We start from the raw sequence: 14,781 nt of genomic DNA, 5'->3' as shown, positions 1-14,781 counted from the left end.
TCGGGAGAGCCTGGTGATCAGAAGATCTCTTCCAAGGGTCGCGCTTGCGATACCAGCGCTTTTCGCGGCATCGACATTCCATGCGCGCGCAGAAGACGCCTTGTCGTCCTTGGCCACGCAATCTTCCCTGACCGACACGCCCGATGGCCCCAAGGCGCAATTGCGCCGCTTTGGCGTCGCGCCTGATGTTTGGGTGACGCAGTTCTATCAGGGCCAGATTGCCGGCGACGCGAGCCAAACATGGTTCTATGGCGGCAAAGTCGACGCCTTTCTAAAGATCGATGCGGAGAAACTCGGCCTGTGGCCGGGCTTCCACGTCAGCGCGCAATACGAGCATTATTTCGGCGATAACATAAACCGCAGGGACAACGCGCTCCTTCCCGTCAACACCGCTCAAGCCTATGTGAATAAGCAAGGCTACCACTCGGCGCTTTCCGTCTCCGTTACGCAAGATTTCGGCGAGCACGTCTCCGTCAGCGCCGGCAAGTTCAACATGATGACGATCGCATCCCAGACGCCGCTCCTCGGCGGCGGCGGCATCGACACTTTCATGAACAGGGCTTTCGCTTTGCCATCGACCGGGGTGGCCTACACCGCCGTCCGAGGCGGAGCCGCCGACAGGGTCGTCGTCTCCGCGCCTTACCTCATCGGCGGCGCTGTGACGTTCAAGACTGCGCCGGCAACCTTGACGCTGCTTGTCGTCGATCCGCGCAGCGCGCAGAATCCGCAAGTCATCGAACACCCCTTCGAAAAAGGCCTTGCGGTCGGCGGCTCAGTGACCATCCCAACAGAGATTTTCGGTCTTCGCGGGTTTCATACGCTCCGCGCCGCCTATAGCAACGCGCGCGGCATAGACCTGAACGACGTCCCGCAGGAGCGCCTATTAGCGGCGGTGGGCGGTCCCGTGATCACCAAGAAAGGATATTGGTTCAGTTCTTACGCGCTCCAGCAAAACCTCTTTCAAAGTAGGGATAAACCGTCGGTCGGTTGGGGGCTGTTTACGCTCGGGACCCTTTCTGACGGAAACCCCAACCCGGTCAAATGGAGCGTTCTCGTGGGCCTTGCGGGGAATAATCTGATCGAGGGGCGCGAGAACGACCGTTGGGGCGTCGGCTTCTTTCACTATGGGCTGACCAAGCCGTTGCTGAGCGCGTTGGAGGCGCTTGACGTGAGAAGACGCAGCGAGGGGGGCGTGGAAGCTTTCTATAATCTTGCGATCACGCCTTGGCTCCGCCTGTCGGCCGATCTGCAATTGATCGATCCCTGGAACCCGGCCAAACAACGAGAGACGTACATGGCGTTGCGTTTGCAAACTAAGCTATAGGCTCTCATAGGCCAGCTAATTTGCTGACAATCTTTTGGACCAACTCCGCCACGGGGTATTTGAACAGAAACAACGGGACCATTGGCAGCAGCGCGGCGACCATGACGGTTATCACTAGACGCGTGCTTACCGGAACGAGCCGCATATTGCGCAAGATTGCGACGCTGTTCGACAAATCAGCCAGCGACTGCAAATCGGCGGTGCCGAGCAAGGGTTCGGCCTGGGAGCCGGGCGCGCTCAGCCATTTCCTGTCGAAGTCATTGACGTAACGCGCCGCCAACACCGAATAGTCGCTTAAGCCCCTCTCTTGGCAAACCCTGAGTTTGAAGGCGAAAAAACACGGGGGAAACAACACCAGCACAAGGTCCAGGATCAGAGTGATCGCAAGCGCGGGGTAGATTGCCTCGAAAACCGATATTCCAGACGAAATCTCTTCCGCAAACGACGCGGACATAAGCGCCGAGATCGCGAGGACCAATGGGAAAAAGTAGGTCTGCGCGACTTCCAGATATCCGAGCCCGCCGGCTCCATCTGGATGAGCGGGCGCGAGGTGGAGTTTCAGCTTCGCCAACCGCCAGAGGAAGCACCACCAGAGCGCGATCCGCCAGAGCCACCGAAACAGCAGGAAACGAACGAGCGGCAGGCAGACCATCCAATACCAAAGGCCGGCCAGCCGAAACTCGCTGATGGCGTAGCCGAGCTCCGATCCCGTGGTCCTTCCAGAGAGGCGCATCTGCGCCGCGACCACAGTCAACAGCACAGTCGCCAGCAGGCAAATTGCTTCCGGAAGCCAATGGTCTCGCCACCGATTGGTCCGCGCGATCTCAGTCTCCAACTCCGGTAGCGCATTGTTGGGAACGACGCCCGAACGCACGATCAGGCTGACGAACGCCCTCAGTCGAACGTCGAGTAAGGATTCGCAAAGGAACAGCAACGGGATGACGAACAGTAGGCGGACGTGCGCGGCAATCACCGAGAGCGAGTAAAACTTGGAGCCTACCCCCTCGATCAACGCCAACGCGAACAGGATCGACCAGGACAGCAAGCCCAGCGCCAGTCCCAGCGCAAACGCGCTCCTCCCCTTGTGGACGAGGCCCAGGCGCCCCGCCAAACGGTGAAGCGGACCGCCGAACAACGAGAAATTCTCGAAGGTTCCGTATCCTTCCATAACTTATGAGTAAGGCGACGGCGCGCCGCGGGTCAAATGACGAGTCGCCGCAACCTAAGGCGGCGCAAAAATGACGCATTGCGGACGCCGCCCCTTCGCCACCTCCGCTCGCCCCCGACCCTCTGTCATGTTGCCCTCCCGCCACAGTGTCTCTTTTTGCGACATTCTGGCCGCCCGCCGTCATGTGCGCTGATTAACAGCCTGCCCCCCTCGCGCTAGATATTGTGACGGAGCCTGGCGCGGCGCTCCGGCGGCGACGCGTCCACATCCTTAATAATTCAGGTTTATGAAACCGACGCCGCGCACCCGGTTTCCAAGGGGCAGCCCATGCAGGCTCGCATATCTATTGCCCATTTCTTCCTTTCCGCCGCCGCGATCGCGACGGTTCTCGCCGCTGCGCCGGCTGGGGCGACGCCGCGCCGCGCCGATATTTTCGCGCCGCCCGCCTCCGTCGCGCTGACGGGCCTCACGAAGCTGCCCTCGGCGGCGGCGTTCGATCCGCTCGAAGCCCCGGAGGCGCCGCCGGTCGTGGCTGTCACGGCGGCGAAGCTGCAAGTTGAGCCCGCGGAGCCGGACAACCTCGATCTCGCCTGGAGCCTGCTGCCCGACCATCAGCGCGGGCTCGCGCTCGCGCTTCAGGACTGGACCTCTGTTCCCGAAGCCGCCCGCAACCCGGCGCGGCGGGCGATGCGCGCCAAGATCGCGGCCGCTTATGTGGCGCGCCAATTCGAGCCCTTCTGGACCGACGCCAATGGCTGGCGCGAGGGCGCGGCTTCGGCGGTCTCGCGCCTGCGCGCCGCAAATGAAGACGGGCTGGACCTCCACGGCGTAACGATCCCGGAAGCCGACAAAGGCGCGTCCAGCGCCGCCGACGAGCTTGCGCTCTCCGAAGCTGTCGCAACCTACGCCTTCCAGGCGCGCGGCGGACGGCTGCAGCCCGAGCGGCTCTCCCGTCTCATCGGCGCCAAAACGGCGCTTCCCGATCCGGCGCAGGCCGTGGCCGACGTCGCCGCCGCCGGCTATCGCGCGGGCGAGACGCTGCAGGGCTTTAACCCGCCCCATTACGGCTATCAGCAACTGCGGGAGAAACTGGTCGAGCTCAAGACGCGCGGCGCCAGTGCGCCGCCGCTCGACTCGCTCTTTGCCGCCGCCGAGGAGGGCGTCGCTCAGACCGACGCGCTGCCGCCCGTCAAATCGAAACGCCGCCGCATGGAGACGCTCGGCGGCCCGTCCACCTCGGCGCTGGAGAACGAGATCATCGCCAATATGGAGCGCTGGCGCTGGTTGCCGCGCGACATGGGCGACGATCGCATCGAGGTCAACATCCCCGATTTCGAGCTGGCGGTCATCCGCAATGGCGCGGTGACCCATCGCACGCGCGTGATCGTGGGCAAGGAGCAAACGCCGACGCCCATCTTCTCCGACGAGATGGTGGAGATCATCGTCAACCCGTCCTGGTATGTGCCGCAGTCGATCATCCAGAAGGAGTGGCACGGCGGGGTCGGCGACGGCTATCAGGTTTCCTATCGCAACGGGCAGATGGTGGTGCGCCAGCCGCCGGGCGAGAAGAACGCGCTCGGCCGCATCAAATTCGTCTTCCCCAATGATTTCGCCGTTTACATGCACGACACGCCGTCGCGCGGGCTTTTCGCGGCGTCCCACCGCGCTTTCAGCCATGGCTGCATGCGCGTCGATCAGCCCTTCGCTCTGGCGGAGGCCGTCCTCGGGCCCGGCTGGTCGGAGGAGCGAGTGAAGAAGCTTGTCGGACCCAACGAGCGCTACATCAATCTCTCCAAGCCCCTGCCGGTGCATATCGTCTATTTCACCGCTTATGTGGACGATATGGGACGGCTGGTGCAGCGGCCGGATCTCTACGGCTATTCGGCGCGGGTGCGGAGAGCGCTGGGCCTGGGGGGCTAGCCCCCGCGCCAGAGCCGGGAACCGCCAAAGCTCCAAATCCAGGCTAACAAACCCTGCGCAGCCCCGTCATGCCCGCGCTTGTCGCGGGCATCCACGCCGGGACATTACGACACGCGGGGAGAAAAAGCGGCGTTGTTCCGCTCATGTTCTTCAGCTTTCCGTCTCGGTGCGGCGTGGATGGCCGCGACAAGCGCGGCCATGACGGGGGCTCCGAATTCAGGGCGGGCGCGGCGCGTCGCTGTCGAATGCGAAATAATGCGCTGACATGCGCATCGCCGAGTAAAGTCGTGACAAACGCCGCGCGCCGGTAGAAAAAGCCTCTCCTCTAGGCAACATCCGGTTCGCGCAATGGCTCCCCCTCCCCTTCTCGCCCTTCAGGGCGTCATGCTTACCCTCGGCGGCAAGCCGCTTCTGGAAGGGGTCGAATTGTCGGTCGCGCCGGGCGCGCGCATCTGTCTCGTCGGCCGCAACGGCTCGGGCAAATCGACGCTTTTGAGGATCGCCGCCGGCGAATTGGAATCGGACGCGGGAACGCGCTTCCTGCAGCCGGGCGCCTCGCTGCGGTATCTGCCGCAGGAGCCAGAATTTTCTGGGTTCAAGACGACCGCCGCCTATGTCGAGGCGGGGCTCGGGCCGCTGGATGATCCCCATGTCGCCACGACGCTTCTTCTCGAGCTGGGCCTCACGGGCGAGGAAGACCCGTCGAACCTCTCGGGCGGCGAAGCCCGCCGCGCGGCGCTCGCCCGCGCGCTCGCGCCCGAGCCGGACATTCTGCTGCTCGACGAGCCGACGAACCATCTCGATCTGCCGACGATCCTCTGGCTCGAAGAAAAACTCGGCTCCGTGCGCTCGGCCATGGTCATCATCAGCCACGACCGCCGCTTCCTGCAGGATTTGACGCGCGAGACGGTGTGGATCGACCGCGGCCGGGCGCGGCATCTGGCGCGCGGCTTCAAGGAATTCGAACCCTGGCGCGACCGCGAGCTGGAGGAGGAAGAGAAGCAGGCTCACAAGCAGGAGCGCAAGATCGCCAATGAGGAACATTGGCTGCGTCATGGCGTCTCCGGGCGGCGCAAGCGCAACATGAAGCGCCTCGCGGGCCTGCATGCGCTGCGCGCCGAGCACCGGAACCGCGTCATGCCGACGGGCGAGGTGAAGCTGGAGGCGAGCGAAGCCAATCTCTCCGGCAAGCTCGTCATCGAGGCGATCAAGGTCAGCAAGAGCTACGGCGAGCGAACTATCGTCGAGAATTTTACGACCCGCATCCTGCGCGGCGACCGGCTCGGCGTCGTCGGCGCCAATGGCGCGGGCAAGACGACGCTCATCAAACTGCTGACCGGAGTACTGCCGCCCGACAGCGGCAAGGTGCGGCTCGGCGCCGCTTTGGAAATGGCGACCCTCGACCAGAGCCGCGCCAGCCTGAGGCCGGAGACCACCCTGCAGGACGCGCTCACCGGCGGCGGCTCGGATACCGTCGAGATTAATGGCGAGCGGCGCCATGTCGTCGGCTATATGAGGGACTTCCTCTTCAAGCCGGAGCAGGCAAGGACGCCGATCGGCAAACTCTCCGGCGGCGAGCGCGGCCGTCTGATGCTCGCGCGCGCCCTGGCCAAGCCCTCCAATCTCCTCGTGCTCGACGAGCCGACGAACGATCTCGACCTGGAAACGCTCGATCTCCTGGAAGAAATGCTCGCCGATTATCCCGGCACGCTGATCGTCGTCTCGCATGACCGCGACTTTCTCGACCGCATTGCGACGAGCGTGTTGATGAGCGACGGCGCCGGCCGCTGGGTCGAATATGCCGGCGGCTACAGCGACATGGTCGCGCAGCGCGGCAAGGGCGTCGAGGCCCGCGGCGCCGCGACGCGCGAGGCGCCGAAGGAGAAGGGGCCGAAAGAAAAGCCCGCCGAACGGCAGCCGGCAAGGGTCAAGCTCTCCTTCAAGGAACAGCATGCGCTGACGACCTTGCCCGCCAAAATGGAGGAGCTGAAGGTCAAGCGCACAAAGTTGCAGGCGCTGCTCGACGACCCTGAGCTTTACTCCAAGGACCCGGGGAGATTTGCGAAGGCGAGCGAGATGTTCGCTGCGGTGGAGAACGAACTCTCCGCCGCCGAGGAGCAATGGCTGGAGCTGGAAATCAAGCGCGAAGAGATCGAGGGGTAGTCAGCGTCATACGAAATCCGCTTGATTGGTTCGGTGTCATTCCCGACGCTCGCGCAGCGAGTGATCGGGAATCCAGAGCAAAACCGGCGCTTTTGTGGCTCTGGATTGCCGATCGGGCCTTTGGCCCGTCGGGAATGACAAGCGCCAATGCGAGCTATTCAAGCGGAATTCGTATCATTTGCGCGCATCGCGCGAAGCGCGCCCGATCCGCCAGATCATCGCCGCCCCCAGCAGCGGGCCGGCGGCAAGGACTAGCAGGGCGTCGGAGAATTCGCCCGTGGCGCCTTTGACGACGCCGATGAAATAAGGCCCCGCCAGCCCCGAGAGATTGCCGATCGAGTTGATCAGCGCGACTCCCACAACCGCATCGGTCGCGCCGATCGTCGATGTGCAGAAACTCCAGAAGGTCGGCAGCGCCGCGGCGGACCCTAAAGCCGCGACAGTCAGCGCGACCATCGCCAATACAGGCGTCGGCGCATAGGCGGCGCATGCAAGGCCGACGCTCGCGACGATCGCGGCGCTCGCCGTGTGAGCGACCGTCTCGCCGCGCCGATCCGAGCTACGGCTCCAAAGCCACATCGCCACGGCGCCACAGCCATGGGGAATGGCGGTGAGAAAGCCCGCGGCGAGGATGCTCGCGCCAAAGCCCTTGATGATCTGCGGCAGCCAGAAACTGAGCCCGTAAAGCGCAAGAACCAGCCCGAAATAGGCGACCCCAATCGTAAGAATGCGAGGATCGGCCAGCGCGCGCCAGTAATTCTCCTCATGCGCCGGCGCTTCACGCGCCAGCGCGGCCTCTAACCATCGGCGCTCGCTCGGGGCGAGCCATTTGGCGTCGGCGAGGCGGTCGGGCAGATAAAAGAAACAGACGAGGCCGAGCGCGATCGACGGCAACGCCTCTAGAAAATAAAGCCAACGCCAACCGGCGACGCCGGAGACGCCATCCATGGCCGACAGGATCATGCCCGAGATCGGCGAACCGATCGCGCTGCCGAGCGGCACGGCGATCAGGAACCCCGCGAGAATGCGCGCGCGCTGCGCCGCGGGAACCCAGTACGTGAGATAAAGAATGACGCCTGGCGGAAAGCCCGCCTCCGCCGCCCCCAACAGCACGCGGAGAACGACGAAGCTGTTCTCGCTCCAGATGAAAGCGGTCGCGGCGGCGATGACGCCCCAACTCACCATGATGCGCGCGAGCCACAGCCGCGCGCCGACGCGGTGCATGACGTAATTGCTCGGCGCCTCCAGGAGGCAATAGCCGATGAAGAAGACGCCCGCCGCCCAGCCGTAGAACTCGGGCGTGAAGCCCAATTCCTTGTTCATGGTGAGCGCGGCGAAGCCGACGTTCACACGGTCGAGATAGGAGACGAAGAAACCCGCGGCGAGAAGCGGCACCAGCCGCCAGGCGACTTTGGCGACGACGCGGTCGCCGTCGACTGGAATTGCCGCGGGTCTGTCGAGGGTGAGGGTCACGAGAGCGCCTGTCGCTGGAGGATGCGAGAAGCCGCCCTCGCCAATGTCGTGGTGGGTTTAGCGCAATTCGAAGCCGAGCGCCTTCAAAGCGTCGCGCAGGCGATCGCGGCCGCTCATCGCATCTGTCCCGCGCACGCGCGACAGCACCTGGCGAATCCAGCCCTGCTCGGGCAGTCCCTGCTCCTTCTGGAAATCCTTGAAGACCGTATCGAGCGTCTCGACCGCCTCGCGTTGCGCGTCGCCCCACTGATATTGCTCGCGATGCAGCACCGCCGCCTGGCCCAGGCGCGGCTTGACGCCGGCGTTGGCGGCCGGGTCGGGGACGCCGATGGTCATGCCGAAGACGGCGAAGACATTGGGCGGAAGATTCAGCTCTTTCGCCACTTCCTCCGGCTTGTTGCGCATGGCGCCGATATAGCAGCAGCCGAGCCCAATGGATTCCAGGGCGACGACGGCGTTCTGCGCGGCGAGCGCGGCGTCCACCACGCCGGTCATGAAGATTTCGAGATAGGGGAGCGCCGCCGCGTCGCGACCCCTCTCTTTGCCGAGGTTTTCGAGCCGCGCGAGATCGCACAGCCAGATCAGCAGGAGCTTGCAGTCGCGAATATGCTGCTGGCCGCCCGCGAGATCGGCGAGGCGATTCTTGCGGTCCTCGTCCTCGACGGCGACGACGCTCCAGACCTGAAGATTGGAGGAGGTCGACGCGGACTGAGCCGCAGCGGTGATGATTTCGAGCGCGCCGGGCGGCAGCGGCTGGTCGAGATAATTGCGGTGCGACCGGTGCGCGAGAAGCAGGTCGAGCGTGTCGTTCCAGATCGCGGGCTTCGGCGAATCGGCGCGGCGATAGCGCTCGAACATGGCCGCGGCGGGCGCGTCGAAATGATCCGGGCTTACGGGCTTGTTCATAATGGCTCCTACGCTGTCCCTCGGCTCGGCGCGACCGGCTGCGCGAATGCCGCCTCGGCGTCGGGGGACGGAGAGATCTCGGAAAGATGCGCCGGTCTTATACCCCATTCCGAGCGGCGCCGAAGCGGGATCATGCGCCCGCCTTCTCGATCGGACGACGCGGCAGAGCCCGGCAAGAACGCCCGTCTTTTCGCCAGAAAGGCCCTCGTCCGGCTCAAATTCCCGGATCGTTCGCCGCCGTCGGCCCCTCTTTGCTCTCCAGACCGAAGGCCGAGCGCGTCCAGAAGCGCTCATGGAAATGACGCAGCGCGGAGATCGCAATCGTCTGGGCGATCGCGATCTCGAACGACACAACGGCGTCGCTCAACAAGGCGTTCACGATGACGAAATTGATCAGGGTCGCCGGGACCAGCCAGGAGGCCGCCTTCAGCGCGCTGCGCTTGGGCGTCGACAGCACGCTCCCTTGATCGAGCGCGACGCCCTCCATCGAGGCATAGCTGACGTCGGTCAAAGGCGCCGCGACACGGCGGCTGGAGGCCGAAACCTCCTTCACCATGCCGACCGCGACAGTCTCATTGGTGATGCGATCAATCAGGATGAAGCCGCCGGTCTCGCGGTTCTCGACATAGGGATCACAGGCGACCACGGTTTCGAGCGAAAGCTGCGCCTCGCCGATTTCGTTGAAGGCCAGCGTCTCCTCCGCGCCAAGCGGCGTCGCCAGGCCGGTCTCGATCTCGATGCGCGACTGCACGAGGTTGACGACCGCGGGCGTCGTCTTCGTCCCGATCTTGAGCAGATAGCTCTTGCCGGTGGTCAGCGGCTCGCGCACAAGCCAGAGGAGCTTTGCCTCCAGCCTGTCGCCGACCTGCGCCGGTGAGACCGGCGAGCTCAACAGATCGCCGCGCGAGCAGTCGATTTCCTCGGCGAGCGTGATCGTCACCGACTGGCCCGATACGCCGCTCTCCAGATCGCCGTCATAGGTGACGACGCGCGAGACGCGCGTGTCGCGTCCCGAGGGAAGGATACGCACAATGTCGCCGGGGCGGATATTGCCGCCGCTGATGAAGCCCGAGAATCCGCGGAAATCGAGATTCGGGCGGTTGACCCATTGCACCGGCATACGGAAGGGCGCGATGCGCATGACGTCTTCGACCGCGACGCCTTCCAGATAAGCGAGGAGCGACGGTCCGTCGTGCCAGGGCATATGCTGGCTTGCATGGACGAGATTGTCGCCGTCCTTGGCGACGAGCGGCACAACATAGATCGAGGCGAAGTGGAGATTCTTCGCGAACTCGTGGAAGTCCGCCACAATCTTGCGGAACACGTCCTCGCTGTAGCCGACGAGGTCCATCTTGTTGACGGCGACGACCACATGGCGCACGCCGAACATGGAATTGATGACGCTATGGCGGCGCGTCTGCGGCAGAATGCCCTTGCGGGCGTCGACGAGCAGAATGGCGAGATCGGCGGTCGAGGAGCCGACCGCCATGTTGCGTGTATATTGCTCGTGGCCGGGCGTGTCGGCGACGATGAACTTGCGCTTGTCGGTCGCGAAATAGCGATAGGCGACGTCGATGGTGATGCCCTGCTCGCGCTCCGCCGCGAGCCCGTCGACGAGCAGCGCGAAATCGAGATCATCGCCCTGCGTGCCGTGCTTCTTGGAGTCGGTTTCGAGCGCGGCGATGAGATCGTCCGGCGCCAGATTGGCGTCGTAAAGCAGGCGGCCGATCAGCGTCGACTTGCCGTCGTCGACAGAGCCGCAGGTGATGAAACGCAGGAGCGGCTTGTCCGCGGCGATGCGCGCAACCGCCGGCGCGGGGGCTTCCATGACCTCGACGCCCTGCATCTCAGAAATATCCTTCCTGCTTCTTCTGCTCCATGGAGCTGGAGCCGTCCTGGTCGATCAGCCGGCCCTGCCGTTCGGAGGTGCGGCTTTCGCGCATCTCCGTGATAATTTCGTCGAGCGTGGCCGCTTCGCTTTCGATGGCGCCGGTCAGCGGATAGCAACCGAGCGTGCGGAAACGCACCATCTTGCGCTCGATGGTCTCGCCGGGTTCGAGCGTCATGCGCGCGTCGTCGACCATGATCAGCGTGCCGCTACGGCGCACCACCGGCCGCTCCTTGGCGAAATAGAGCGGCACTACGGGAATGTTCTCGCGCGCGACATAGTCCCAGATGTCGGCTTCGGTCCAATTGGACATGGGGAAGATGCGCAGACTCTCGCCCGGCGCCTTGCGAGTATTGTAGAGGCGCCAGAATTCGGGCCGCTGGTTCTTGGGGTCCCAACGATGCTGCGCTGTGCGGAAGGACAGCACGCGCTCCTTGGCGCGCGATTTCTCCTCGTCGCGGCGCGCCCCGCCGAAGGCCGCGTCGAATTTATATTTGTCGAGCGCCTGCTTCAGCGCCTCGGTCTTCATGATCTCGGTATGAAGCTTCGAGCCATGGACGAAGGGGCTGATGTTCATCTCAATCCCTTTGGGATTGATATATTCGACGAGCTCCAGGCCCCATTCCTTGACGATCTTGTCGCGAAACTCGATCATCTCCCGGAACTTCCACATCGTGTTGACATGGAGCAGTTGGAAAGGGAGCTTCGACGGATAGAAGGCTTTTCTGGCGACATGCAGCATCGCCATCGAGTCTTTGCCGATCGAAAACAGCATCACGGGCCGCTCGCACTCGGCGACCGCCTCGCGCATGATGTGAATGCTTTCAGCTTCCAAACGATCCAGATGGCCAAGCGAACGGGTCGGAAGCGCGCTCATTCGAAAACCTCCGGCGAGGCGGAATCAGGCGCCGGACCGCGACGCAGAACGCCATCCTCGCCGACATGCAGGCCGCACTCTTTCTTGTCGTCCTGCTCCCACCACCAGCGGCCGGCGCGTTCGTCTTCGCCGGGCTCGATGGCGCGCGTGCAGGGCGCGCAGCCGATGGAGAGGAAGCCCTTGGCGTGGAGTTCGTTCACGGGGATCGAAAACTCCTGGGTCGCGGCGACGATGTCTTCGCGCTTGTAGTCGAGGACGGGGTTGATTTTGATGACCCGGTAATTGGCGTCGAAAGCGACAAGCGGAACCTCGGCGCGCGCGGCGGACTGATCGGCGCGCAGGCCCGTGATCCAGCCGGAGACGCCCGCCAGCAGACGAGAGAGCGGCTCGACCTTGCGCACATGGCAGCAGGCCTTGCGCGCCTCGGCGGATTTATAAAAGCCGTTGACGCCCTGCTCTTCGACCAGCGCTTCGAGCGCCACCGCCTGCGGATAGGCGGCGCGAATGCGCCGGGCGTAGCGGGCTTCGGTCTCTTCCCAGAGCGCATAGGTTTCGGGAAACAGGCGTCCGGTGTCGATCGTCACGACGTCGATATCGAGGCCCTGCGTGAAGATCGAATGCGTGACGAGCTGATCTTCGACGCCGAAGCTCGTCGTGAAAACGATGCGGCCGGGGATGAACTCGCGGACGAGCTTGAGCCGGAGATCGAGATCAAGCGGCGCGAGACGCGGGCCGAGTATTTCCGGGATGGAAGGATTCATGATCTGAGCGCGCCCAAAGTGTCGGCGGACCGAAGGCCCAACCGGGAATCGAGCACCCAACGGGAGCCCTGGCGAAGCAACCAAGCCTTCATTTCGCCGCCGCCTTGCGCCGCGCTTCGAGAATAGAGCCCGGCGCGACATAACCGCGCTGATAGGTGCGCGCATGCGCCGTGCGCTCCGCCTGCCACTGCGATTCATCCTGCCGCTCGGCGAGATCGTCGGGAATTTCGATCGTGTCGAAACCGCAACCGAGCGCATGACGATACTGGTCGGCAAGCAACCGCCCGCTTGCGCGCAGCTCGCCCGTAAAGCCGGCCCTGCGGATCAGCCGCGCCAGCGAAAAACCGCGTCCATCGGCGAAGGCGGGGAAGACGATAGAGATGAGCGAGAGGCGCGGCAGCGCAGCCGCTAGCGGCTCGGGCTCTGTGGTGTTCGGCGCGAGGACGCCGAGCGCGACGCCTGCGTCGAGATGCGCGACCGCGTGTTCGAGACGCGACAGCGACACGATTATCTTGCCGCTCTTGGGCAGCGCCTCTTCATCGGCGAGGCGGCGCCAGGCGTCTTCGATAAAGCGGCCTTCAGATATCAGCGCCATCTTCACCCTCCCGCCGCAGCACGTCCTTGAAGCGGGCATGACCGATGCGCCGCCATGTTTCGATGAATGTCTCGCCCTCCTGGCGCTCGGCCAGATAGAAATCGACAATGTGTTCGATCACGTCCGGCACTTGCTCCGCCGTGACGCCGGGGCCAAGAATTTCGCCGATCGACGCCGAGAAGGTCGGATCGCCCCCAAGCGTGATCTGGTAGGATTCCTGACCCTTCTTTTCGAGCCCCAGAATGCCGATCGCGCCGACATGGTGATGGCCACAGGCGTTGATGCAGCCGGAAATCTTGATGCCCAATTTGCCGATGCGGCGCTGGCGCGAGAGATCGGAGAACCGCTTGGAGATCGCCTGCGCGATCGGGATCGAGCGCGCCGTCGCCAGCGCGCAGTAATCGAGCCCGGGGCAGGAGATGATGTCCGAGACGAGACCGGCGTTCGCCGTCGCCAGCCCCGCGCCGTCGAGCAGCTTCCACAGATCGAATAGATCGTCCTGCTTCACATGCGGCAGAATGACATTCTGCTCATGGGAAATCCGTAGCTCGCCGAAGCCGAAGCGCTCGCTCGCCTCAGCGAGAACGCGCATCTGCTGCGAGGTGGCGTCGCCGGGAATGCCGCCGATCGGCTTCAGCGACACGGTGACGATGGCGTAGCCCGGAACCCGGTGCGGCGCGGCGTTGACTTCCGCGAAATTGCCGAAGGCCGGATGGGTGACGCGTTCGGCCCGCAGTTTCGCCGACTCCGCCGGCAGCGCCTCGTAAGGCGGCGGCGTGAAGAAACCGGCGATGCGCTCGAATTCGGCAGGGTCATAGGAAAACGCGGAGCGATCCATCGCGGCGAATTCCGCCTCGACGGCGGCGCGCACTTCCTCGATCCCCTTCTCGTGAACGAGGATCTTGATGCGCGCTTTGTATTTATTGTCGCGACGGCCGAAGCGGTTATAGACCCGCATGACCGCCTCGAGATAAGCGAGGAGATCGGCCCGCGGCACATAGTCGCGGAGAACCTTGCCCACGAAAGGCGTGCGCCCGAGTCCGCCGCCGATCACAACCTGATAGCCGACTTCGCCCGCCGCATTCTTCACGATCCGCAGACCGACGTCGTGAACCATGATCGCCGCGCGATCATGCTCGGCGCCGGTCACCGCGATCTTGAACTTGCGCGGGAGGAAGGAGAACTCGGGATGGGCGCTCGACCACTGGCGCAGGAATTCGGCCGTAGCGCGGGGATCCTCGATCTCATCGGGCGCGACGCCGGAGAAATGGTCGGCTGTCACATTGCGGATGCAATTGCCGGAGGTCTGGATGGCGTGCATCTCGACCTCGGCGAGCGCCTCCAGAATATCCGGCGTGTCGATCAGTTTCGGCCAGTTGTATTGGAGGTTCTGCCGCGTCGTGAAATGGCCGTAGCCGCGATCATATTTATCGGCGATGTCGGCAAGGCGGCGCATCTGCCGCGCCGTCAGCGTGCCATAGGGGATGGCGACGCGCAGCATATAGGCGTGGAGCTGCAGATAAAGCCCGTTCATCAGACGGAAGGGGCGGAACTCCTCCTCCGTCAGAGAGCCTTCCAGACGCCGGCGCACCTGCTCGCGGAACTCCGCGACGCGCTCGCGCACGAAGGCGGCGTCGAATTCATCGTAGCGATAGGTCGTGACCGGCGTGTTCGGCCGCGCCAGACTGGGATCGTGAGCGGTCATC

General features: G+C 64.0%; 11 protein-coding genes. 3 read left to right on the top strand and 8 right to left on the bottom strand.

Going from position 1 to position 14,781, the window contains the following annotated elements; translation table 11 throughout:
* Positions 1-100 precede the first annotated feature (100 nt).
* The gene (locus QMG84_RS03125; protein WP_281930388.1) at positions 101-1,324 is read left to right on the top strand and encodes a carbohydrate porin; all 1,224 of its coding nucleotides are present in this window, start codon (positions 101-103) and stop codon (positions 1,322-1,324) included.
* Between the two features lie 4 nt (positions 1,325-1,328).
* Here the strand turns inward: QMG84_RS03125 and QMG84_RS03120 are convergent, their stop codons facing one another.
* Positions 1,329-2,492, bottom strand: a complete 1,164-nt coding sequence (locus tag QMG84_RS03120; protein WP_281930386.1) for a hypothetical protein — start codon at positions 2,490-2,492, stop codon at positions 1,329-1,331.
* 327 nt (positions 2,493-2,819) lie between these two features.
* Between QMG84_RS03120 and QMG84_RS03115 the strand changes: the two genes are divergently transcribed.
* Both QMG84_RS03115 and QMG84_RS03110 read left to right on the top strand, forming a co-directional pair.
* Positions 2,820-4,412 (top strand): L,D-transpeptidase family protein, encoded by a 1,593-nt coding sequence (locus QMG84_RS03115; RefSeq protein WP_281930385.1) that lies wholly within the window; start codon positions 2,820-2,822, stop codon positions 4,410-4,412.
* Between the two features lie 348 nt (positions 4,413-4,760).
* A complete protein-coding gene (locus QMG84_RS03110) occupies positions 4,761-6,575 on the top strand; it encodes an ABC-F family ATP-binding cassette domain-containing protein (protein ID WP_281930383.1) in 1,815 nt (604 codons plus the stop codon).
* Between the two features lie 174 nt (positions 6,576-6,749).
* Here the strand turns inward: QMG84_RS03110 and QMG84_RS03105 are convergent, their stop codons facing one another.
* The 7 genes from QMG84_RS03105 to QMG84_RS03075 form a co-directional block, all read right to left on the bottom strand.
* A complete protein-coding gene (locus QMG84_RS03105; RefSeq protein ID WP_281930382.1) occupies positions 6,750-8,048 on the bottom strand; it encodes an MFS transporter in 1,299 nt (432 codons plus the stop codon).
* Between the two features lie 57 nt (positions 8,049-8,105).
* Complete coding sequence (locus QMG84_RS03100) at positions 8,106-8,954, bottom strand: NADPH-dependent oxidoreductase (RefSeq protein WP_281930380.1); 849 nt, start codon at positions 8,952-8,954, stop codon at positions 8,106-8,108.
* Between the two features lie 214 nt (positions 8,955-9,168).
* A complete protein-coding gene (gene cysN / locus QMG84_RS03095; protein WP_281930378.1) occupies positions 9,169-10,800 on the bottom strand; it encodes a sulfate adenylyltransferase subunit CysN in 1,632 nt (543 codons plus the stop codon).
* A 1-nt stretch (position 10,801) separates the two neighbouring features.
* Complete coding sequence (cysD, locus tag QMG84_RS03090) at positions 10,802-11,719, bottom strand: sulfate adenylyltransferase subunit CysD (RefSeq protein ID WP_202074015.1); 918 nt, start codon at positions 11,717-11,719, stop codon at positions 10,802-10,804.
* The gene (locus QMG84_RS03085; RefSeq protein ID WP_281930375.1) at positions 11,716-12,480 is read right to left on the bottom strand and encodes a phosphoadenylyl-sulfate reductase; all 765 of its coding nucleotides are present in this window, start codon (positions 12,478-12,480) and stop codon (positions 11,716-11,718) included. Before QMG84_RS03085 ends, cysD begins: the two co-directional genes overlap by 4 nt.
* A gap of 88 nt (positions 12,481-12,568) precedes the next feature.
* Positions 12,569-13,075 carry a DUF934 domain-containing protein gene (locus tag QMG84_RS03080; protein WP_281930373.1) on the bottom strand — a complete coding sequence of 169 codons (507 nt, stop codon included), beginning with the start codon at positions 13,073-13,075 and terminating at the stop codon, positions 12,569-12,571.
* Positions 13,059-14,780 carry a nitrite/sulfite reductase gene (locus QMG84_RS03075; protein ID WP_281930372.1) on the bottom strand — a complete coding sequence of 574 codons (1,722 nt, stop codon included), beginning with the start codon at positions 14,778-14,780 and terminating at the stop codon, positions 13,059-13,061. Before QMG84_RS03075 ends, QMG84_RS03080 begins: the two co-directional genes overlap by 17 nt.
* Between the last annotated feature and the right edge of the window lies 1 nt (position 14,781).

This window comes from Methylocystis iwaonis (assembly GCF_027925385.1).
GTDB classification, from domain to species: domain Bacteria; phylum Pseudomonadota; class Alphaproteobacteria; order Rhizobiales; family Beijerinckiaceae; genus Methylocystis; species Methylocystis iwaonis.
Note: the sequence above shows the minus strand (reverse complement) of the source record. Positions and strands in the feature narration are given on the sequence as shown.